Origin of the sequence: Robbsia betulipollinis, from assembly GCF_026624755.1 — a bacterium.
GTDB classification, from domain to species: domain Bacteria; phylum Pseudomonadota; class Gammaproteobacteria; order Burkholderiales; family Burkholderiaceae; genus Robbsia; species Robbsia betulipollinis.
Map to the genome: position 1 here is coordinate 300,684 of NZ_JAPMXC010000010.1, position 21,632 is coordinate 322,315.

Sequence of the window (21,632 nt, forward strand, 5' to 3'; positions counted from 1 at the left end):
TGATGAACCGACCTCTCACGCCTTCCCCGTCGCACGCCGGCACCGTGCTGCAGAACGACCTTGAAGCCGATCCGCAACACGGCGGCGTGCCCGTCGCCGACGACGCAAGCGTGCAACGGGACGAACGCACGGATCTGGCTGCCGCGAACGCAGTGACGGCCGATGCCGTTGCGGGCGACGTCGGCGCCATCGGCGACATCGCGCCGCGCAGGCTGAACCTGCTGCAACGCGCGGTGCGGCGCTTTTCCTGGCTCGGCCTGCTGGGCCTGGCCATCGTCGTGTTCTGGGTGCTGGTCGCCTTCGTCGGCCCGCTGGTCGCGCCATACCAGGGCGGCGCGCTGACGTCGACGGAAGTCTTCGGCGGCTATACGGCCACCAATCCGCTCGGCACCGATTATCTCGGCCGCGACATGCTCAGCCGCATCCTGTTCGGCACCCGCTATACGGTCGGCCTCGCGCTCGCCGCGGCGGTGCTGGCCAGCACCAGCGGCATCCTCTTCGGGCTGATCGCGGCGGTGTCCGGGCGCTGGGTCGACGAGGGCATGAGCCGCCTGTTCGATGCGCTGATCTCGATCCCCAGCAAGGTGCTGGCGCTGGTCGTGATCGCCGCGTTCGGCTCCTCGGTCACCGTGCTGACGCTGGTCGCCGCGTTCGCCTATCTGCCCGGCGCGTACCGGATCTCGCGCTCGCTCGCGGTCAGCCTGATGACGCTCGAATACGTCCAGGTGGCCCGGGCGCGCGGCGAGCGGCTGGCGTACATCGCCCGCGTCGAGGTGCTGCCGAACATGGTGCAGCCGATGCTTGCGGACTTCGGCCTGCGCTTCGTCTACATCGTGCTGCTGCTGAGCGCCTTGAGCTTCCTGGGGCTGGGCGTGCAGCCGCCCGACGCGGACTGGGGTTCGCTGGTGCGCGAGAACATCGGCGGCCTGGCCGAGGGCGCTCCCGCCGTGCTGATGCCGGCGATCGCGATCGCGACCCTGACCGTCGGCATGAATCTGCTGATCGACAATCTGCGCCGCCGCGGCGGCCTGGGCAAAGGAAACGCACAATGAAATCGGATCCGACGCCGCTGAATACGCCGCTGAATACGTCCGCCCGGATGGGCCGGGACGAACCGGGCAGCGAGGACATGATCGTGGTGAGGGGCCTGCGCGTGGTCGCGGGCACGCCGCCCGACGGGGTCGTGGAGATCGTCAAGGGCGTCGATTTCACCGTGCGCCGGGGGCAGGTGCTGGCGCTGATCGGCGAGTCCGGGTCGGGCAAGACGACGATCGCCCTGTCCCTGCTCGGCTATGCGCGCGCGGGATGCCGGATCAGCGGCGGCAGCGTGCGCATCGGCGACGTCGAGGTACTGTCGCTCGATCAGGCGGGACGCCGCGCGCTGCGCGCGAAGACGGTCGCCTACGTGGCGCAGAGCGCGTCGTCGGGCTTCAACCCGGCGCGCACGATCATCGATCAGGTCACCGAACCGGCACTGCTGCACAAGCTGATGTCGCCCGTGGCCGCGCGCGCGAAGGCCGTCGCGCTGTTCCGGGCGCTGGCGTTGCCGGCGCCGGAGAGCATCGGCGAGCGTTACCCGCACCAGGTATCCGGCGGACAGTTGCAGCGCGTGATGGCGGCGATGGCGCTGATCACGGATCCCGCCGTGGTGGTCTTCGACGAGCCGACCACCGCGCTCGACGTGACGACGCAGATCGAGGTGCTGGTCGCGTTCAAGCGGGTGATCCGGGAGTTGGGCACGACCGCGATCTACGTATCGCACGATCTCGCGGTCGTCGCGCAGATGGCGGACCGCATCGTCGTGCTCAACAGCGGCCGGGTGCGCGAGAACGGGCAGGTCCAGCAGGTGCTGGACGCGCCGGTGGATGCCTATACGCGGCAACTGCTGGCCGCGAACCGGCACGGGGAGAGTGCGGTACCGTCCGCGGCGTCGCCTGCCGCAACCGCGGCGCCGCGCCCCGCGGCCGCGACGATCATCGCGACCGCGGCCACCACCGCGAGCGCGACGCTCGCCGCCGGCGCCGCCCTCGCCGCCAGCGGTCGGGCGCGCGCGGAGGGCGCGCCGGCTTCCCCGGTTCCTTCGGTGCCGCCGCTGCTGGAGATCCGCGCCCTGAGCGCGGGCTATGGGCGCATCGATCAGTACGGCAATCCGGCGGTGCGCGTGCTCGACGACATCGCGTTGACGATCCGCCGCGGCAGCACGCTCGGCGTGATCGGCGAGTCGGGTTCGGGCAAGACGACGCTGGCGCGCGTGGTCGCCGGTCTCGTCGACCGCGCGCGCGGCGAGGTGCTGTTCGACGGCACGCCGCTGCCGGCCAAGCTCTCGCAACGCACGATGGCGCAATACCGGCAGATCCAGATCGTTTTCCAGAACGCCGACACGGCGCTCAACCCCAGTCACACGATCGCCGAGATCCTGTCGCGGCCGCTGCGCTTCTACCACGACATGCGCGGCGCGAAGGCGCGGAAACGCATGCTGGAACTGCTCGACCTGGTGCGTCTGCCGGCGGCCATCGCGCAGCGCCCGGCGAGCGGCCTGTCGGGCGGACAGAAGCAGCGGATCAATCTCGCCCGTGCGCTGGCGGCCGAACCGGCGCTGATCCTGTGCGACGAGGTGACCTCGGCGCTCGACACCGTGGTCGGCGCGGCCGTGCTCGACCTGCTCGCCGAGTTGCGCCGCGAACTGGGTGTGTCGTATATGTTCATCAGCCACGATATCTCGACGGTGCGCGCGATCTGCGACGAAGTGGTCGTGCTGTACGCGGGGCATCGCGTCGAGGCCGGCCAGCGCGATGTGCTGGCCGCGCCGCCCTACCATCCCTACACCGGGCTGCTGGTCGATTCCGTGCCGGCGCTGCGGACCGGCTGGCTCGACGCGCATACCGAGATTCGCAGCGCCGCGTTGCCGCCGCTGGGCGCCAGCACCGATATCCCCGAGCTGTGCACGTTCCGGGCGCGCTGTCCGGTCCGCATCGATGGAACCTGCAACGTGACGCCGCCCTCGATCAAGAAACTGGGTTCGGGCGCCGAGATCCTCTGCCATCATTCGACGGCCGAACTGCTGCGCCTGCAAACGCGCGAGGCGGTGAGCGCATGAGCGGCGGTTTTCCCGGTTCCACCCCCGCTCGCGCCGTGCGCTTCGTGCGCGTCGCCGAGACGGAGCGTCCCACCTTCACGATCCACATCGACGGCCGCGCGGTGCCGGCCGCCGCCGGCGACACGCTGATGGTCGCCTTGCTGACGCAGGTCGACACGCTGCGCGATGGCGATTTCGGCGATACGCGGCGCGCCGGTTTCTGCCTGATGGGCGCCTGCCAGGACTGCTGGGTCTGGACCGCCGACGGTGCGCGGCTGCGCGCCTGCACGACGCCGGCGGCACCGGGCATGGCGATCGTGACCCGGCTCGGCGGCGTTGCCAGGGGTTTCCCGAGCGCTGCGCCAGGCGACGCTTCGGCCGGTACGGTAGAAGACATTTCGCAAGGCGCGGCAAAAGGCGTCGGTGTCGCGGCGACTGTCGCCAGGGAGGGCGTATGGCCCCGCGTATAGTCGTTATCGGCACCGGTCCGGCCGGCGTGCGCGCGGCGCAGGCGCTGGCCGACGCGGGCCTGCGCCCGACCGTGATCGACGAAGGCTCGCGCGATGGCGGCCAGATCTATCGCCGGCAACCGTCGGGCTTCACCCGCTCGTACGAAACGCTGTACGGTTCCGAAGCGAAAAAGGCGAGCGCGCTGCACCAATGCTTCGACGCGCTGCGTCAGCAGGATCGCATCGACTATCTGCCCGATACGCTGGTCTGGAACATCGCGCCGGGCATGCTGTATCTGGCCGGCGGCACCCGCTATTCGACCCGGCCCTTCGACGCGCTGATCGTGTGCAGCGGCGCCACCGACCGTCTGATGCCGGTCCTCGGCTGGGATCTGGCCGGCGCCTACAGCCTGGGCGGCGCGCAGGTCGCGCTGAAATCGCAGGGCTGCGCGATCGGCCGCCGCACCGTGCTGATGGGAACGGGGCCGCTGCTGTATCTGGTCGCCGCGCAATACACGCAGGCCGGCGCGCAGATCGCGGCGGTGCTCGATACGTCGACATCGCTGCAGCGCCTGCGCGCGCTGCCCGGTCTGCTGGCCGTGCCGGCGGCGCTGGGCAAGGGCGCCGCGCTGATCGCCCTGCTGCGCCGCGCCGGCGTGCCGATTCACCGTGGCGTGACGCCGCGCGCGATCCACGGCTCGGCCGAACATGGCGTGACCGGCGTCGCCGTCACCCTGCGCGACGGCCGTGCGTTCGAGGTCGCCTGCGATGCGGTGGGCATGGGCTATCACCTGCGGCCCGAAACGCAGCTTGCCGACCTGGCCGGCTGCACGTTCGCCTTCGACGCCGCCGTGCAGCAATGGTTGCCCGAGATCGACACCGACGGCCGCAGCAGCGTGCCGGGGGTCTATCTCGCGGGCGACGGCGCGCGCGTGCGCGGCGCCGACGCCGCCGAGGCGAGCGGGCGGCTGGCCGCGCTGGCCGTGCTGCTGGACCGGAGCGCCAGCGGCACGGCGGGCACGGCGGCTACCGGTATGACGGCGACGGGTACGGCGGCTACGGCGGGCGGTACAGGAGGCAGTACGGCGGGTGGTACAGGAGGCGGTACGGCGGGCGGCAAGGCGATCGACGTCGCCGCACTCACGGCGCAAGCCGTCGTGCTGCGGCGCGATCTTGCCCGCCTGGGCCGTTTCGCCGCCGGTCTGCGCACGGCTTTTCCCTGGCCGTCCGCGCTGGCCGCCACCCTGCCCGATGCGGCGGTGGTCTGCCGCTGCGAGGCGATCACCGCCGGTGAGCTGCGCCGTGTCGTGCGCGAGACCGGCGCGCGCGAAGCCAACCGCGCGAAGGCGTTCTCGCGCGTCGGCATGGGCCGTTGCCAGGGGCGTTTCTGCGCGCACGCCGGCGCCGAGATCATCGCGGCCGAGGCGCGCGTGCCGCTCGCGACGGTCGGCCGGTTGCGCGGTCAGGCGCCGGTCAGGCCGCTGCCGATGGCGCTTGCGGTGGAGACGGAAACCGGGACGGACGTGGCCGATGCCGCGCGCGTCGCTGCGGCCAACGGCGTGGCGGACATCGAGTCCGCAGGCACGGTCGACGGCGTGGATGCCACAGAAGGCGTGGATGCCGCCGACGACGCGGGCCTCGCCGGCAGTACCGGCACGGCCGGCGGCGCGAGCGGCCAGCACGCGCATGCCGACGGCATGGCCGTGGCCCGCGCCACCGCGATTGTCACCCCCCCGGAGCCGCGCGCATGAAGCCGATCCAGCAATCCGACGTCCTGGTCATCGGCGGCGGCATCATGGGCACGACGACCGCATTCTTTCTGCGCCGCCGCGCGAATCCGCGCTCGGTGACCGTGCTCGAGCGCGGTCTGACCGGGCAACAGGCCAGCGGCACGAATTTCGGCGGCGTGCGTCGGCAGGGACGGGTGTTGCCGCAGTTGGGCATGGCAAACCGTGCGCTGCAGACGTGGTACCGCTCGCGGGAACTGTTGGGCGAGGATGTCGAATTCCTGCCCTCGGGGCACACGCGGGTCTGCTACCACGCGCACGACGCCGACAACTTCGACCAGTACGCGCTGGCCGCCCGGGAATACGGGCTCGAACTCGAAGTGCTGCATGGCGCGAAGATGTTCGCGCGCTTTCCCTTTCTCGGCCGCGAGGTGCGGGCCGCGTCGATCTCGCCGCTCGACGGCCATGCCAATCCGCGTCTCGCGGCGCCGGCGTTCGGCCGCGCTGCGGCCCGGCTCGGCGCCACGATCGTCGAAAACACCGAGGTGGTGAGGGTCGAGAAGGACGGCGGCGGCTTTCGCGTCGAAAGCGCGGCGGGCGAGCGCTTTCGGGCCGAGCAACTCGTGGTCTGCGCCGGCGCCTGGGCTGGCGCGTTGAGCACGCAATTCGGCGAGCCGGTGCCGCTGAGCGCGCGCGGGCCGCAGATGGCGGTCACCGAACCGGTGCCTTACGTTTTCACGTCCTCGATGGGCGTCTTCACCTCCGTCAAGGAGGAGAGCGTGTATTTCCGGCAGATCCCGCGCGGCAACATCATCCTCGGCGGCGGTCCGTCGGGTCCCGCCGACGCCGTCACCCGGCGCGCCGGCGTGCTGCCGGAAAATACCGTCAGGCAGCTTGCCCAGTTCCGGCGGCTGGTTCCGGCGATGGCGCCACTGCACGTCATTCGCGTATGGAGCGGCGTCGAAGGCTATCTGCCCGACAGCGAGCCGGTGATCGGCGCGAGCAGCACCACCGCCGGCCTGTTCTACGCGTTCGGTTTCAGTGGCTCGGGCTTCCAGATCGGCCCCGGCGTGGGCGAGACGCTCGCCGAACTGCTCGATACCGGTGCCACCGCGATGCCGCTGGATGCGTTCTCGATCGGACGGTTTCAGCGCACCGCGGATGGCGGTACGCCCGGCGGGTCCCCCGCTGCAAACGGCAGCCGCCCGCTTCCTGCCACGAGCGGTGCGACCTGATGGCGCCGCGCGCGCTGGCGGGCCGTTCGGCGACGCCGCTCGACGACGCGCTCGCCTTCATCGAGGCGCATTTCGACGAACCGGTGCGGCTCGAACAGCTCGCGGCGCTCTCGGCGCTGAGCATCTCCCATTTCGTCACCGCGTTTCGCAAGCGCTTCGGCCTGTCGCCGTATCGCTATCTGTGCGACCTGCGCATCCAGCGGGCGCAGACGCTGCTGCTCAGCGGCATGCCGGGTTCGGTGGTCGCCGCCGAGGTCGGCTTCTTCGACCAAAGCCACTTCGGCCGTCATTTCAAGCGGTCTTGCGGGATGACGCCGAGCGGCTATGTGCGCTGGAAACGGGCGGGCAAAGAGGAGCGACTGATGCCGGCCGGGGAGGTCGAGCGGGCGTACGCCGCCGGCTGAGGAAACCTGCCATATCCCGTCGAGGGTTGCTGTGGCCGGACACTGCGGGCGACGAACAGCAGGTGGGCCAGAGACCGGTGGAACGGCTCGCGGAGGGCGGTGGCGACGGCCTGAGGGTCGCATGACGCTCGCCGGCATCCTGCTTACTTATTGACAAATAGTAAGGATTTTAATATCTTTACTATGTTCGTAAAGTAAGTCCGAAAAGGGGTGCAACATGTCGGTACTGAGCCAGAAGCGGCAGATCACGCTGCCCAAAGCGTTGTGTGAACGGCTGCTTGTGCAACCGGGCGACGACCTGATGTTCTTGGAGCATCGGGGACGCATCACCATCGTCAAAAAGGAGAAGGGTGGTAGCGACGGCATCCTGCACCACTTGAAAGGCGATGCGCCGTCCGATGAGGAATCGCTACACGACGCCGTGGCAAAGAAATACGGTTCTCGGACGCACAGCAAGCGTGTCGCATGATAGCGGTCGACACCAATGTCCTGTTGCGGCGCGTTCTCGACGACGACGTGGAGCAAGCCGCGAAAGCGCGCAAGCTGTTCGATGGCACAGCCCCGATTTTGGTGACGGACATCGTTTTGGTTGAAGCCATCTGGACCCTGAAAGGCAAGCGCTACAGGGCATCGAAAGACGATATCGTGGTTCTCGTAACGAAGCTGTTGGAAGAGCCGAACGTGGTGTTTGAAAGCGAGCGAGCCATATGGTCGGCTCTCAACGAGTTCATCGAAGCGCCTTTGGTCAAATGCCCGGATGGCATGCGGCACGCGGACTTTTCCGACGCGCTCATTGTTGCAAAGGCGATGGATGCGATGGACCGGTGGGCTGTTCCCTATGACGCGACCTATACGTTTGATGTTGCCGCTCAAAGTCTTCACGGCACAAAATCACTGGATGAACCGGCGCCTTGAGCACGCAATTCATCGCTCCCAACGCGTATTGCGAATTTCGCTCCGGATACCACGCCTTCGGATACGGCGGCGGGCACATGACGCCATGGCAATACATTCGGAGGCCATATCATGATAATTGCCTCTACACCATGCGAATCACGCCCACGGGAAGTCCGGATCAAACGTCGCGGGCCCCCGATAACGCGCAGGAGCGCGAAACGCCGCCTCCCCGAGGCACGTCCGTCGAAACCCGTTCATCCCCGGAGTTAAGCGCATTGCGCCGCCGTCGTTCGACGTCGCCACCCGGCGAAAGCGCAACACGGCCGCCGAAACGCCGTGAGATCATGCGCGCCTCCCCGGGCGTGATGGGCCGATCGAATTCTCCTGCCGGGTCGACGGGCTCGGCCCCGGGGGCTGCCTCTGGCGAAATGGAACGCGTCGGCCCCGTCATGATGAGGAACGTCGAGCACTATCCCGACGGATCGAGCGTGGGAGAGATCGATCCGCATGATGAAGATACCAAAAACGAACTCATCAGTTTCCTGTTCGACGTCGATGCCGAGGACCGCGCCGGTCTGGAAGCACGTTTCGAACGCAACTACCCGCCTGATGCCTTTTCGCCGGACGTCTACGATGGCCTGGTCGTTACGGTCAAGAACGACCTGATCGCGGGTTTCATGGACTATTCGAAAACGGAATTGCACGACCCGAAGCGCGTCGCGCAAATCAATATTCTGGTCGCCCGCGAGCATCGCGGAACCGATATCGCCAGGAATCTCGCGAAGCGGACGGACGAAGTGCTGATCCGCGACGGATATCAATATAAATTTTCCCGGGTCTGGGAAGGTAACGCCAACCAATTGGAAAGAAAGCATACGCGAGGGTGGCGCCTCGACCCGTCCCTCACCGCGAGTGGCGCGACGCGCGCATTTTGGATCGCTCTGGACCCGCGTCTCAAAGACCTTCCGCCGCCTCGACTTCGCACCGCCCAGGCGCATCCGCCAACCGGATCGCGCTAACCTCGTCGCGCTAACCCCGTCGCGCTAACCCCGTCGCGGCCGCGCGATAACGCATCCACGCTCTCCGACAATCCTGGCGGCCACGCGCCGGTAATTCGAAGCAAACCGGTCCGGCGCTTGTCACTGACCGATAGATATTTTCGCCATACGCGATGGTCGTTGTGCGTCGTCATGCTTTTGGGGAAGTCGCTTGTTCCAAGAGCCATTACCAAGACATCAACTCGTCTCCCGCCGCACCAGCTCGAACCCCACATCCACCACCCGCTGCGCCACCTCGCCACGCGCGATGCGCTCGACCAGCAGCGACGCCGCCAGCGTGCCGATGCGCGTGCCGTCGATGCGGATGGTCGTCAGCGGCGGGTCGGTGTCCTTCGCGAAATTCGGGTCGCCATAGCCGATCACCCGCAACGCATCCGGCACCGCGATGCCGCGATGACGCGCCTCGATCAGTACCCCCAGCCCGAGGATGTCGGCCACGCAGAACACGCCGTCGATCGGCACCTGTGCGTCGAGCAGGGTCGCCAGCGCGCGCCGGCCGTCGCCCAGGTTGGCCGGCGCGCGCACGGTGACGAGGGGAATGTCGGCGAGCGGCGCATAGGTTTTCAAGAACGCCTGCACGCGTACGGTCGCGCGCCGGTCATCGGGCGCGATCACCGCGGGACGCGTCACGCCCGCCGCCTGCAGGTGGCGCGCCGCCGCCTCGCCGGCCTTGCGATGTGAAAACCCCACGAGCATGTCGATCGGTTCGCGGGTCAGGTCCCAGGTCTCGACCACCGGGATCCCCGACGCCCGCAGTTTCTGCCGCGCATGCTCCGAATGCATGACGCCGGTCAGTACGATCCCGGCCGGCCGACGTCCGACGACCGCGTCGATCAGCGCGTCCTCGCGTGCATCGTCATAGCCGCTCTGACCGATCAGCAGTTGATACCCCTGCGCGGCAAGTTCCCCGGTCAGCGCCTCGACGGTCTCCTGAAACACGCTGCCGCCGATCGCGGGAATCAGCGCGACGATCAGGCGGCTGCGATTCGACGCCAGCGATCCGGCGACGAGATCCGGCGTGTAGCCGGTCTGTCGCACCGCCTCGCGTACCCGGGCCAGGGTGTCGGCCGATACCAGCGCCGGATCGTTCAGCGCGCGCGACACCGTGACCTTGGTTACGCCGATGAGCGCCGCGAGATCGCTCAGCGTCACGCGCCCGGTGCGCTGCCGCGCGCGCCGCGCCGCCGGAGCGGCCGTTTCGGCCGGAACCGGCGGGGTGGTCGGGGCAGGCACGACGACACGCGCGGGCGCGAGGATGCCCGCGCGATGCCGGCGCGAGGACGGGAGGGCGGGAGCACGGACGGTTTTCGGCTTGTTCATCAAGCGCAACCCTAGGGAAAAGGTGAATGGCAATTGTCAAAAAATCATATTACTATGCACGCTATGTTACCGGTTACATATACCGGTAACAGCCGCTGCGGGCTCGCGGCGCATCCCCCAATATAACGTCACCCCACGCGGGCCGTGACGGGAGGCCATTCCGATGTCGCACGTATTTGCCGACCTTACCACCGACCGCCCCACCGGCCCGCAAGCCGATCCGGCGGCCGCTCAGACGGGCGTCCTGACGGGCGCATTGATCCGCCTCAACGATGCCGACAACGTACTGATCGCGCGCGTCGCGCTGTCGCTGGGTCAGCCGGTATCCCTCGACGGCACGCCGGTGCGCATGCGCGCCCAGGTGGCCGCCGGCCACAAGATCGCCGCGCGTGCGATCGCGCAGGGCGAGGCGATCCGCAAGTACGACACCGTGATCGGCCGCGCGGCGCGCGATATCGCGCCCGGCGACCACGTCCACTCCCACAATATCGAATTGATAGATTTCGCGCGCGATCCCGGCTTCTGCCAGGACGTGCGGCCGGTCGATTTTCTTCCCGAAGCCGAGCGCGCGACCTTCATGGGCATCGTCCGCGCAGATGGCCGCGTGGCTACCCGCAACTTCATCGGTATTCTCGCCTCGGTCAACTGCTCGTCCACCGCGATCAACCGGATCGCCGCGTGGTTCACGCCGGAGCGTCTGGCCGACTATCCGAACGTCGACGGCGTCGTCGCATTCGCGCAGACCAGCGGCTGCGGCATGTCCTCGCCCAGTGAGCACTTCGACGTGCTGCGGCGGACCATCGCCGGCTATGCGCGGCATCCGAACTTCGCCGGCGTGCTGATCGTCGGACTGGGATGCGAACGCAATCAGGTGGCCGATCTCGTTAGTTCGCAGGGTCTGGATCAGCCATCGACGGACGGCCCCGGCGTGCAGACGCTGGTCATGCAGAACACCGGCGGCACGCGCGCGACCATCGAGGCCGGCATCGCCGCGGTACAGGCCATGCTGCCGGCCGCGAACCAGGTGCGACGCCAGCCGGTATCGGCCAGCCATTTGAAGATCGGCCTCGAATGCGGCGGCTCGGATGGTTTCTCCGGCATCACCGCGAACCCCGCCCTGGGCGCGGCGATGGACATCCTGGTGCGCCATGGCGGCACCGCGATCCTGTCCGAAACGCCGGAGATCCACGGCGTCGAATACATGCTCACGCGCCGCGCGGTGACACCCGAGGTCGGGCAGAAGCTGCTCGACCGGCTGGCCTGGTGGGAACGCTACACGCACGGACACAACGGTCAGTTCAATGGCGTGGTGGGGCCGGGCAACCAGCAAGGGGGACTGGCGAACATTTTCGAGAAATCGCTCGGCTCGGCGATGAAGGGCGGCACGACGCCGTTGCAGGCGGTCTACGAATACGCGGAACCGATCGTGCAGAGCGGCTTTGTCTTCATGGATTCCCCCGGCTACGATCCGGTCGCCGTGACCGGGCAGATCGCCAGCGGCGCGAACCTGATCTGCTTTACGACCGGCCGCGGCTCGATGTTCGGCTCCAAGCCCGCGCCCACGATCAAGCTCGCCAGCAATACTCCGATGTTCGAACGTCTCAACGAAGACATGGACATCAACTGCGGGCAGGTGCTCGATGGCGAGCGCTCGGTACAGGAAATGGGACAGGCCATCTTCGAGCACATCCTCGAGGCTGCATCCGGCACCCGCACCAAGAGCGAATTGCTCGGTCTGGGCGACCATGAATTCGTGCCCTGGCATATCGGCATCGTCAGCTGAGCGCCATCCGCACGACAGACGGCCGGGTCGGCCCCAAAAAAAATAACGGAGACAGGGTATGAGGGAAACGCTGCAGGCGCAGGGGCGAACGAGAGTGCGCTGGGTCGTCGCCGGGATGATGTGGGCGGCGATCGCGATCAACTATATCGATCGCACGGTGTTGTCGGCGGCGGCGCCGCGCATCCAGTCGGACTTTCATCTGAGCGCCGTGCAGATGGGCATCGTGATGTCGGCCTTTTTCTGGTCGTACGCGCTGTTGCAGTTGCCCGCCGGCATGCTCGCCGACCGCTTCGGCCAGAAGAAGATCCTCGGGCTGGCGGTGCTGTGGTGGTCGCTGGCCACGGCGGTCACCGGCGTCGCAACCGGTTTCAAGTCGCTGGTGGCGTTGCGCGTCGCGCTGGGCGTGGGCGAGGCGGGCGCGTATCCGAGCAACGCCGGCATCGCCTCGCGCTGGTTTCCCAGAAAGGAACGCGCCACGGTGGCGGGTATTTTCGACAGCGGCTCGAAGCTGGGCGGCGCCGTCGCGCTGCCCCTGATCGCCTTCATGCTGGCGCTGTTCGACTGGAAGATCACGTTCGCGATCACCGGCGTGCTCGGCATTGTCTGGTGCATCGTCTGGCAGTTCGTCTTCCGGGATTCGCCGGGCGAGCATCCGCGCGTCAACGCGGCGGAACTTGCGCACATCCGCGATGGCCAGACCCCGAATGCCGGCGACACGGCGCGCAACACGGTGCCGTGGCGCAAGCTGTTTGCACACCGCAACATCTGGGCGATGTGCATCGGTTTCTTCATGATCAACTACAACTCCTATTTCTTCATCACCTGGCTGCCGACCTACCTCGTCAAGGAACGCGGCATGGGCCTGATGGAAATGGGCGTGATGGCGTCGCTGCCGCTGCTGATCTCGATGTTCGTCGAGGTGCTTGCCGGCTGGGCATCGGACCGGGTCTACGCCTCCGGCCGGCTGTCGCTCACGGCCACGCGCAAGCTGTTCCTGATCGTCGGCCTGCTGATGGCGTCGAGCATCGGCCTGGCGGCCTTCGCCCACTCCGCGGCGATGGCGGTGGTGCTGCTGTGCATCGCCAAATCGGGCATGACGGTGGCCGCCTCGCAGGTCTGGTCGCTGCCGGCCGATGTCGCGCCGAAGAACATGGTGTCGATGGTGGCGGGCGTGCAGAACTCGGTGTCCAACATGGGCGGCGTGGTCGGGCCGATCGTCACGGGCGCCATCGTCGGCGCGACCGGCTCCTTCGTCTACGCGCTGCTTTTTTCCGCGGCGCTGATCGTGCTGGCCATCATCAATTACCTCTTCCTGCTGGGCAAGGTGGAGCCCATCCAGTTCGATGAATATCCTATGGAGCTGATGCATCATGAACCAAGAAAAGTCTAATTCTCCGGCCACGGTCCTGGCCGACCTGGCCCGCGCGCCGCTGAAGACCGCGCTCGCCAACCGGCAGCCGCAGATCGGTCTGTGGCTGTCGATGGCGGACCCCTATCTCGCCGAGGTCAGCGCGACCGCGGGCTTCGACTGGCTATTGATCGACGGCGAACATGCGCCGAACGATCTGCGCACGATCCTCGGGCAGTTGCAGGCGATCGCGCCCTACGGCGGCGAAGCGGTGATCCGCCCGGTCCACGGCGACGTCGCGCTGATCAAGCATTTGCTGGATATCGGCGTGCGCAACCTGCTGGTGCCGATGATCGACACCGTCGAGGAAGCCCGCGCGATGGTCGCGGCGGTCCGTTATCCGCCGCATGGCGTGCGCGGCGTGGGCAGCGCGGTGGCGCGCGCCTCGCGCTGGAATGCACGGCAGGGGTATGTGGACGTGGCCGACAGCGAAATCTGTCTGCTGCTGCAGGCGGAAAGCGTCGCCGCGCTCGGCAATCTGGAAGCCATCTGCGCGGTTGATGGCGTGGACGGCGTGTTCATCGGTCCCGCCGATCTGGCGGCCTCGATGGGACATCGCGGCAATCCCACGCATCCGGACGTGCAGGCGGCCATCGACGGCGCGATCCGCACGATCGTCAAGAGTGGCAAGGCGGCGGGCACGCTCACCTCGGACGCCGCGCTCGCGCGTCATTACCTGGAAATCGGCTGTACCTTCGTCGCCACAGGCATCGACGTGCTGTTATACGCGAACGCCGCCCGCAAGCTGGCCAAGGACTTTGGCCGGGGCGGTGTCTGAGACAGGCCATCGTGTCTTCACGGCGCCCGTAACGGGCGCACGTGAGGCACGCGCCCCGAGGTGGCGCTCCCTTGCATGCTTCGGGGGGCGTGCATCGTCTTACGCGCTCATCACCAGCGTGCCGTTGACGCCGGCCGGGAAGAACCCGCCTTGCGTCACGGCCGTTTTCGTCAGATAGACGATGTTCAGCACATTCCCGTAGTTGCGGCTGTATGCCAGGCCATTCGCGTCGAGCGGGACGATATTCGAGATGGTGGAGTTCGCGCCGCTGATGCCCTGGTCGTCCGCCCCGTTGTTGTCGAGACTGTCGCGCGCGGCGGAAATCGCATCCGCGCTGGAGGACAACCCCTTCGTATACAGGACCGTGCGGATAAGCCCCGCGTGGTATGCCTCGGCGGCCAGGATGCCGGCAGCGGCTTCCAGATAGGTTTTGCTGGTGATCAGCGGTGCCGCGCCCTTGTAGGCGGTCACGCCGACGTCTTCGAAGAGAAAGGCGCCGAGCAGGAAATTCGCATCGCTGGCATACGGATTGAAAGCGACACCCGCGCCCACCAGGCCCGCCGCGCGCGCGGCCGTCGAGAACGCGCCGTTCGGATCGGTGCCGCCGATATCGATCGCCGGCTGTGCCACGGCGGCCGTTCCCAGCGCCGAACGCAGAAAGGCCACGTGCTCCTGCTCGTCCTTGGCGATTTCCGTCGCGTACTGCGCCACGAGCGGATCGGCGAACGGCACCTTGGTGCCGCCGATTACCGCGCCCTGCGTGCCGGTGCCGGTCAGCATATTCGCCGCGAGCCCGGTGCCGAACACCGCGTGTTGGTAGAACTGGGCTTCCAGGTATTCGAGATTCAGCGCGAAATTCAGGATTTCCACGTCCGTCGGCGCGCTGGCGCTGGCGCTCGCGTTGCTGCCGGAGCCGCCGCCGCAGGCGCTGATGATGGTGCCTCCCGCGAGGCCCAGGCTCAGACCGCCGGCATTGCGGAAAAACTGTCGGCGTTTCTCGCGCCGTTCGACCCGTGCATCCAGCGTGCCTATCAACAGCTTTGAATCCGTCATGACCGTCTCCTCGTGGGTGGAGCAGCCCAGCGAAAGCCGGGCCACTGCACTCCTCTACGAGCGGTTCATGATTTTGGATGTGTTACGGCGGTAACTTTCCGTAAAATACGCGATTTCAAGGGTAAACACCTATCAAGAAATCCTGATGTACGGCAATGCTAAGTTTTCAGGACATTCCGAGCCGCGTCTGCACAGCGCTTTTTCGGTACAGCGACAGCGTCGCGACCAGTCCGCAGACGGCGGCGAAGCTCAACCAGTAGGCAGGTGCGGCCTTGTCGCCGGTCAACTGGATCAGATAGGTCGACACCGCCGGCGTGAAGCCGCCGAAGACGGCCGTCGCGAGACTGAAGGCGAGCGAAAAGCCCGCGACGCGCACTTCCACCGGCATGACCTCGGTCAGCGCCGCCACCATGGCGCCGTTGTACATGCCGAAAAAGAACGAGAACCAGAGCAGCACCAACAGCATCCGGCCGAAGCCCGGCGCATGCGCGAGCCAGGCCAGCGCCGGGTAGGCGGTGAAGATCGCCAGCAGCGTGATCGCGACCATGACCGGCTTGCGGCCGATGCGGTCCGAGATCATGCCGCCGATCGGCAGCCAGATGAAGTTCGACAGCGCGACGAACAGCGTCACGACCAGCGCATCGCGCGTGCTCAGGTGCAGCACGCTCTTGCCGAAGGTCGGCGTGTAGACGGTGATCAGGTAGAAGGTCGTCGTGGTCATCGCGGTCATCAGCATCCCGGCGAACACCACCCGCCAGTTCTGTCCCATCAGACGGAACACTTCCCGCGAGCTGGGCCGATGCGCGCGCGCGGCGAATTCGGCGGTTTCCAGCAGCGAGCGGCGCAGCACGAAGATCAACGGCACGATCGCGCAACCGACGATGAACGGAATCCGCCAGCCCCACGCGGCGACCGTCGCGCTGGCCATCCAGACGTTGAGCGCGAATCCCAGGCCGGCGGCGACCATGATCGACACCTGCTGGCTGGCCGATTGCCAGCTCGTGTAGAAGCCCTTCCGGCCGGGCGTGGCCATCTCCGCCAGATAGACCGACACGCCGCCCAGTTCGGCGCCCGCCGAGAAGCCCTGCAGCAGGCGGCCGATCAGCACCAGTGCCGGCGCCAGCAGGCCGATGGTCGCGTACCCGGGCACGCAGGCGATCAGGAAGGTGCCGCTCGCCATGATCGACAAGGTCACGATCAGCCCCTTGCGCCGGCCGACCTGGTCGATATACGCGCCCAGCACGATCGCCCCCAGCGGGCGCATCAGGAAGCCGGCGCCGAATACCGCGAACGTCAGCATCAGCGAGGCGAATTCGCTCACCGCCGGGAAGAAGACCTTGGAAATGGACGTGGCGTAGAAGCCGAACAGAAAAAAGTCGAATTGTTCGAGAAAATTGCCACTCGTGACGCGCAGTACCGCGCCGATGCGGGTGGCATGCGACGCGTTGGATTGCAGGGCGGGGCCGGTCATGCGGTGTCTCCTCGGGGGCGGTCGCCGCAGCCTTCGCAGGATGTCGTCCGCACGAACCGCCGGGTTGGTTTTTTTAATTTTCGTCAGGGATTTGTTCGTATCCCTATTTTTATCATGACGTCATTCTAGCGCGACTTATTCTCCGCCGATATTCAGTCTTGGCGGGTTGCGCTTTTCGACGTTCCATTTCAACAGGGCGGCGCTGCGGTAGATGCCGTGCGCGAACTTGCCGTAGGGCAGTGTCAGGAACAGTGCCATCACCGCGCCCAGGTGCACCGCGAGCAGCAGACTCATCGCGCCGGTATCGCGCGCGGCGAGCAGCACCAGGCCGGTGACGCTGACGAGCAACAGCAGCAGGATGAAGCCCCGGTCCATCGGTTTCTGCCGGGCGTCGCCCTGCAATGGCTGCCGCGTGAGGTTGAGCCACAGCAGGCCCAGCGGCCCCGCCAGCAGGCCGAGGCCGCCGACCGTGCCGAGGATCACCGGCGCGCTGGTCAGCGCGTAGGGCGCTTCCCAGGCAAACAGATAGTGATACAGCGTTGCCACGCAGGTGGAGGCGAAACACAGCATGAAGCCGTAGAAGGTCAGGTGATGAAAACGCCGCCGCGCGAGCGAGAACGCATCGTCGGCGTTGTTGCACCCTTCGCCATGGCCGCCGCCGAGATAACGCAGGCTCAGCGCGTCGTGCGTGGCTTCGGCCAGTGCGGCGGCGGAGACTGGCGCACCGGGGGCCGCCGGTTGGGCCGCGACGGCGGGGCCCGCGCGCGCGCCGGCGCTGGCCGCGACACCCGCCCCCATGGCGGCCGTCGGCGCCACCAGTTCGCGGCGCCAGAAGCGCCGCACGCCGATGCCCAGGGCCAGCATCGCGAACAGGAATACCACGCCGAACAGTCCCGCCAGCAGATTGTGCGGGAACACCGCGTAGAAATGTCCTGCCAGCGGACCGGTGAACAGCGTGCCCTTGAGGGCCATCGCCAACGCGAGAAACACCGCGAGCGCGGCGGCCAGCGCGACGGCCAGCGTCGCGCCGTTGTGCTTGTACAGCACGCCCAGCGCCGGCGGCCATGCGTATTCGGTATAGGTTTCGAGGCGTACCTGCGACATCGCGCGCGGCACGTTGACCGCGAATTCGTGCGGCGGCGCGTACTGGCACGCCTGCAGGCAGGAGCCGCAGTTGTGGCAGAGGTTCGCCAGGAAATGGATGTCGTTCTTGGCGAAAGCGAGGCGGTGCGTCATCGCCGGGAACACCGCGCAGAAACCCTCGCAATAGCGGCACGCGTTGCAGATCTGCATGACGCGCGCCACTTCCGCCTCGGCCGCGCGCGCCGCGATCCGGTTACTCCCCAGGTCGGCGGCTTCGCGCGTCAACGCCTCAAGCTGCAGCATATCGTTCTCCGTCGATGGAAGTAAGGGGACGCTCGCCGCGCGCGGCGGCGGCCGCCTGCGTGCCGGCGATGCGGCCGAACGCGGTGCCGATCGCCATGCCGACGCCGGCCGTATAGCCCTTGCCCAGCACATTGCCGGCCATCATCTCGCCGGCGACGAACAGATTCGGGCTGGGCCGGCCGCCGAAATGCACGGTGGCGCGTTCGTCGACCTTCAGCCCGAGGTAGGTGAAGGTGATACCGGGGCGCAGCGCGTACGCATAGAAGGGCGGCGTGTCGAGCGGCGTCGCCCAGTGGGTCTTCGGCGGCGTCAGTCCCTCGGTATGGCAGTCGTCGAGTTCCGCGTGGTTGAAGCGGCCCACCCGGCATGCGGCGTTGTATTCGTCGATGGTCCGGACGAAGGCCGCCTCGTCGAGCCTGAGCGCGCGCGCCAGTTCCGGGAGGGTGTCCGCTTTCTCGCCGGGGAACACCGGCGGCATGAAGCGGCCGACCGCTTTCGCATCGATGATCGAATAGCCGATCTGCCCCGGCTGCTGCGCGACGAGGCGGCCCCAGATCGCATAGCGCTTGGGCCAGAAATCCTCGCCTTCATCATAGAAGCGCCGGGCGTCGCGGTTCAGCACGACGCCCAGCGACACGCAGTCGACGCGGGTGCAGATGCCGCCGTCGTAGAGCGGCGAGCGCGCATCGATCGCCACGCAGTGCGACTGCGACGGGTCGCCGATCATGTCGGCGCCCGCGTCCATCATGAAGCGCAGCAGCACGCCCATGTTGAAACGGGTGCCGCGAATCAGGAAATTGTCGGCCGGCCATTCGCCGTTGACTTCGCCCCAGGCCTCGCGCAGCCAGGCGCGGTTCGATTCGAAGCCGCCGGCGGCGAGCACGCAGCTGCGCGCCTCGATGCGCTCCGCGCCGATGCGCGCGGCGACGAAGCGATCGCCGTCGAGTTCGAGCGCGTCCACGGGCGCGTCATAGCGGATATGCACGCCCAGTGCTTCCGCGCTGCGGAAGTACGCATTGATCAGCGCCTTGCCGCCGCCCATGAAAAAGGCATTGGTGCGCGCCACATGCAGCGCGCCCGACAGCGGCGGCTGGAAATGCACGCCGTGGTGGCGCATCCAGTCGCGGCAGGTCGCCGACGCGCGGATCGCCAGGCGCGCCAGCGTCTCGTCGGTCATGCCGCCGGTGACCTTCAGCAGGTCCTGCCAGTATTCTTCTTCCGGGTAGGCATCGATCAGCACATCCTGGGGTGCGTCGTGCATGCAGCGCAGGTTGCGGGTGTGCTGCGAATTGCCGCCGCGCCATTCCCGCGGCGCGGCTTCGACCAGCATCACCGAGGCGCCCGCCTCCCGCGCCATCAGCGCCGCGCACAAGGCGGCGTTGCCGCCACCGATTACCAGAACGTCGATCATGATGTCTCCTCCGAGCCAGCGACTCTAGCGTCGAACGCCGGCCTGCGCCAGCAGGGCGCGCGCAACGGCCCTTCACGATTTGTGAATGCGGGGGGTGCCGGCCAGGTGTCCGGGCGAATGCGCGGCCGGCGCGGCGCGCGCCTCGGCGGAAACGCCATCGGCGGCTGGCAGCCGCGCGCCGCGCCAGCGTCCTTCCCGGACCAGCGCGCGGGCCACCTCGCCGAGCACGACGCGTGCGGCGAGTCCCGCGGGCGACAGTTCCGCCTCGGGCAGGCTGCACAGCAGATTGGGGCGCCGCGCATGCGCGTCGGTGACGCGCAACGCCCTTAGCGCCCCATCCTTATGCAACGCCCTTAGCGCCCCGTCCTTATGCAGTGCATTCGGCGTCCCGTCCTCATGCGGCGCCGTCGGCGCCTCGGTCGCATGGCGCGACAGGGCCGCGCCGGGCTGGATCGTCGCGCCCAGGCCGCCGCGCACCGCGTCCATCAGCATCGCCAGCCCGTCGATCTCCGCGACGATCATCGGTTCGTGCCGTGTGCGGGCGAAGGCCTGGTCCAGCAGCGCGCGCAGGCCATGCGAGCCGCTGGGCATGATCAGCGGCAGCCTGGCGAGGTGCGCGAGCCGTACCGGGCCCTTGCGCGGCACGCCGGGCAGTGCAGCGGCCGCCATCAGGAACAGCGATTCGTCGAGGAGGTGGATGGCCGGCCCGCGATGCGCCGGTTCGACGCGAAACAACACCGCCAGATCGAGCTGCCGCGCGGTGAGCATCGTCGCGAGATTGCCGGACAGCGCTTCGACCATATGCAGCCGGATATCGGGATAGCGCGCGCGCATCGCCTGCATGAAGGGCAGCCCCAGGATACCGGCGGTGCTGGGCGCGAGCCCGACGCTGACGTGGCCCGCGAGCCGCGCCTGCTGTGCGCCCTGCACCGCGGCGTCGATATTGCGCAGGGCGAGTTGCGCCTGGCGCCAGAAGGCCACGCCGGCATCGGTCGGCGCGACGCCGGTGGACGTGCGGTGCAGCAGGCGGATCGACAGTTCGCGCTCGAGCTTGGCGATCTGCTGGCTGAGCGCGGAAGTGACGATGTCGAGATCGACCGCCGCCCGGCCCATGCTGCCGCGTTCCACCACCCGCACGAAATACCGGAGTTGTCGCAGTTCCATGGACCGGCTCCGTGGTTGAGGAATATTCCGCGCGGGGTGTCAGGGACCCACGCCGCCGGCCGGCGAACCGCCCGGGATGCTGGCCTCGCGGGTGCCGATGCGTTCGAACTCGGCGATCAGCTGCGCGCCGAACAGCATCAGGGTCGCCAGCGCTTCGAGACTGAACAGCACGACGATCGACGTGGTCAGCGAGCCGTAGACGACGCTGACCTGCGAAAGCGTCGCGAAATACCAGACCAGCACATGGCGCGTGATCTCCCAGAGCAGGGCGGCGGTGACCGCGCCCAGCAGCGCGTTGCGCAGCGACGGCCGCCGCGCCGGCATCACCAGATAGATGGCGGTCAGCAGAAAGACCTCGCCGGCCAGGCCGAACAAATAGAGCAGCACGCGCGACAGGTCCGTCAGCGACACATGGTACCCGAACAGTTCGACGCCGTTCGCGCCCACCGCTTCCAGACCGCTGGAGACGAAGGTGACCACCAGCACGCCGACGCACAGGAACAGGCTGCACAGATAGGGCAGGATCGCCGACACCAGGAAGTGCCGGCGGCGGCTGACCACCCGATGCACGAAGATCACCGACATCGCGTTCTCCAGCACCGTGAACGCCAGCGAACTGAAGAAGATCATCGTCAGGCCCAGGAACCAGCCCAGCGCCGCGCGGTGCGTGACGAAGGTGTTCAGCTCCTTGACGATGGCGTGCGCCTGCCCGGGCGTCAGCCATTCGAGCAGCCGGTCGAGCGTGTCGAACAGCTCATGCCGGTCGACGACGTGCGACAGCGCGATGACGATCAGGATCATCAGCGGGACGATCGACAGCAGCGCGTAGTACGCGACGGCGCCGGCGAGCAGCAGGCCCTGGCTCGCGCGGAACGCCTTGATGGCGCCGATCGTGAACGCCAGCGGGTGCCGGGCGACGGCGTGCAGGTTTTCGCTGAATGAGGATGGCATGGGGGACTCCGCGTCCGCGTCATTAGAACACGCCCGCGGCGGGAATGGCGTTTGCTCGGTA

The 21,632-nt window shown here is 67.6% G+C and carries 18 protein-coding genes and 1 pseudogene; 12 read left to right on the forward strand and 7 right to left on the reverse strand.

Annotated features, from left to right (window positions below):
• The first annotated feature begins 2 nt into the window (after positions 1-2).
• From OVY01_RS19115 to OVY01_RS19155, 9 genes and pseudogenes are all read left to right on the forward strand, one after another.
• Positions 3-1,052 carry an ABC transporter permease gene (locus OVY01_RS19115; protein WP_267849161.1) on the forward strand — a complete coding sequence of 350 codons (1,050 nt, stop codon included), beginning with the start codon at positions 3-5 and terminating at the stop codon, positions 1,050-1,052.
• 47 nt (positions 1,053-1,099) lie between these two features.
• Entirely contained in the window at positions 1,100-3,097 is a 1,998-nt protein-coding gene (locus OVY01_RS19120; RefSeq protein WP_267849537.1) for an ABC transporter ATP-binding protein, read from the forward strand.
• A pseudogene (locus tag OVY01_RS19125) lies at positions 3,094-3,423 on the forward strand ((2Fe-2S)-binding protein); the annotation flags it as partial. The gene OVY01_RS19120 and the pseudogene OVY01_RS19125, both read left to right, overlap by 4 nt.
• Positions 3,424-3,530: 107 nt before the next feature.
• Positions 3,531-5,276, forward strand: a complete 1,746-nt coding sequence (locus tag OVY01_RS19130) for an FAD/NAD(P)-dependent oxidoreductase (protein WP_267849162.1) — start codon at positions 3,531-3,533, stop codon at positions 5,274-5,276.
• Positions 5,273-6,487, forward strand: coding sequence for an NAD(P)/FAD-dependent oxidoreductase (locus OVY01_RS19135; protein WP_267849163.1), 1,215 nt, complete (start codon positions 5,273-5,275; stop codon positions 6,485-6,487). Before OVY01_RS19130 ends, OVY01_RS19135 begins: the two co-directional genes overlap by 4 nt.
• Positions 6,487-6,891: a helix-turn-helix domain-containing protein gene (locus tag OVY01_RS19140; protein WP_267849164.1), complete on the forward strand. Its 405-nt coding sequence runs from the start codon at positions 6,487-6,489 to the stop codon at positions 6,889-6,891. Before OVY01_RS19135 ends, OVY01_RS19140 begins: the two co-directional genes overlap by 1 nt.
• A gap of 217 nt (positions 6,892-7,108) precedes the next feature.
• Positions 7,109-7,360, forward strand: a complete 252-nt coding sequence (locus OVY01_RS19145) for an AbrB/MazE/SpoVT family DNA-binding domain-containing protein (protein WP_267849165.1) — start codon at positions 7,109-7,111, stop codon at positions 7,358-7,360.
• The gene (locus tag OVY01_RS19150) at positions 7,357-7,806 is read left to right on the forward strand and encodes a type II toxin-antitoxin system VapC family toxin (protein WP_267849167.1); all 450 of its coding nucleotides are present in this window, start codon (positions 7,357-7,359) and stop codon (positions 7,804-7,806) included. The genes OVY01_RS19145 and OVY01_RS19150 overlap by 4 nt, the downstream gene beginning before the upstream one ends.
• 326 nt (positions 7,807-8,132) lie before the next feature.
• Positions 8,133-8,807 (forward strand): hypothetical protein, encoded by a 675-nt coding sequence (locus tag OVY01_RS19155; protein ID WP_267849168.1) that lies wholly within the window; start codon positions 8,133-8,135, stop codon positions 8,805-8,807.
• Positions 8,808-9,023: 216 nt separating this feature from the next.
• Here the strand turns inward: OVY01_RS19155 and OVY01_RS19160 are convergent, their stop codons facing one another.
• On the reverse strand, positions 9,024-9,992 hold the full coding sequence (locus tag OVY01_RS19160; protein ID WP_267849538.1) for a LacI family DNA-binding transcriptional regulator: 969 nt from the start codon (positions 9,990-9,992) through the stop codon (positions 9,024-9,026).
• A 337-nt stretch (positions 9,993-10,329) separates the two neighbouring features.
• Here OVY01_RS19160 and OVY01_RS19165 point away from each other — a divergent pair, with 337 nt between their 5' ends.
• From OVY01_RS19165 to hpaI, 3 genes are read left to right on the forward strand one after another with little or no spacing between them, the layout of a single operon-like run.
• Complete coding sequence (locus tag OVY01_RS19165; protein WP_267849169.1) at positions 10,330-11,949, forward strand: UxaA family hydrolase; 1,620 nt, start codon at positions 10,330-10,332, stop codon at positions 11,947-11,949.
• Positions 11,950-12,007: 58 nt separating this feature from the next.
• The gene (locus OVY01_RS19170) at positions 12,008-13,339 is read left to right on the forward strand and encodes an MFS transporter (RefSeq protein WP_267849170.1); all 1,332 of its coding nucleotides are present in this window, start codon (positions 12,008-12,010) and stop codon (positions 13,337-13,339) included.
• Positions 13,320-14,135: a 4-hydroxy-2-oxoheptanedioate aldolase gene (hpaI, locus tag OVY01_RS19175; RefSeq protein WP_267849171.1), complete on the forward strand. Its 816-nt coding sequence runs from the start codon at positions 13,320-13,322 to the stop codon at positions 14,133-14,135. Before OVY01_RS19170 ends, hpaI begins: the two co-directional genes overlap by 20 nt.
• Positions 14,136-14,234: 99 nt before the next feature.
• Here hpaI and OVY01_RS19180 read toward each other — a convergent pair whose 3' ends face one another.
• From OVY01_RS19180 to OVY01_RS19205, 6 genes are all read right to left on the reverse strand, one after another.
• Positions 14,235-15,188 (reverse strand): ferritin-like domain-containing protein, encoded by a 954-nt coding sequence (locus OVY01_RS19180; RefSeq protein ID WP_267849172.1) that lies wholly within the window; start codon positions 15,186-15,188, stop codon positions 14,235-14,237.
• A gap of 166 nt (positions 15,189-15,354) precedes the next feature.
• A complete protein-coding gene (locus OVY01_RS19185; protein WP_267849173.1) occupies positions 15,355-16,659 on the reverse strand; it encodes an MFS transporter in 1,305 nt (434 codons plus the stop codon).
• 135 nt (positions 16,660-16,794) lie between these two features.
• The gene (gene tcuB / locus OVY01_RS19190; RefSeq protein WP_267849174.1) at positions 16,795-18,045 is read right to left on the reverse strand and encodes a tricarballylate utilization protein TcuB; all 1,251 of its coding nucleotides are present in this window, start codon (positions 18,043-18,045) and stop codon (positions 16,795-16,797) included.
• The gene (gene tcuA, locus OVY01_RS19195) at positions 18,032-19,456 is read right to left on the reverse strand and encodes an FAD-dependent tricarballylate dehydrogenase TcuA (protein ID WP_267849176.1); all 1,425 of its coding nucleotides are present in this window, start codon (positions 19,454-19,456) and stop codon (positions 18,032-18,034) included. The genes tcuB and tcuA overlap by 14 nt, the downstream gene beginning before the upstream one ends.
• A gap of 72 nt (positions 19,457-19,528) precedes the next feature.
• Positions 19,529-20,620, reverse strand: a complete 1,092-nt coding sequence (locus tag OVY01_RS19200) for a LysR family transcriptional regulator (protein WP_267849177.1) — start codon at positions 20,618-20,620, stop codon at positions 19,529-19,531.
• A gap of 39 nt (positions 20,621-20,659) precedes the next feature.
• A complete protein-coding gene (locus OVY01_RS19205; RefSeq protein ID WP_267849178.1) occupies positions 20,660-21,571 on the reverse strand; it encodes a YihY/virulence factor BrkB family protein in 912 nt (303 codons plus the stop codon).
• Between the last annotated feature and the right edge of the window lie 61 nt (positions 21,572-21,632).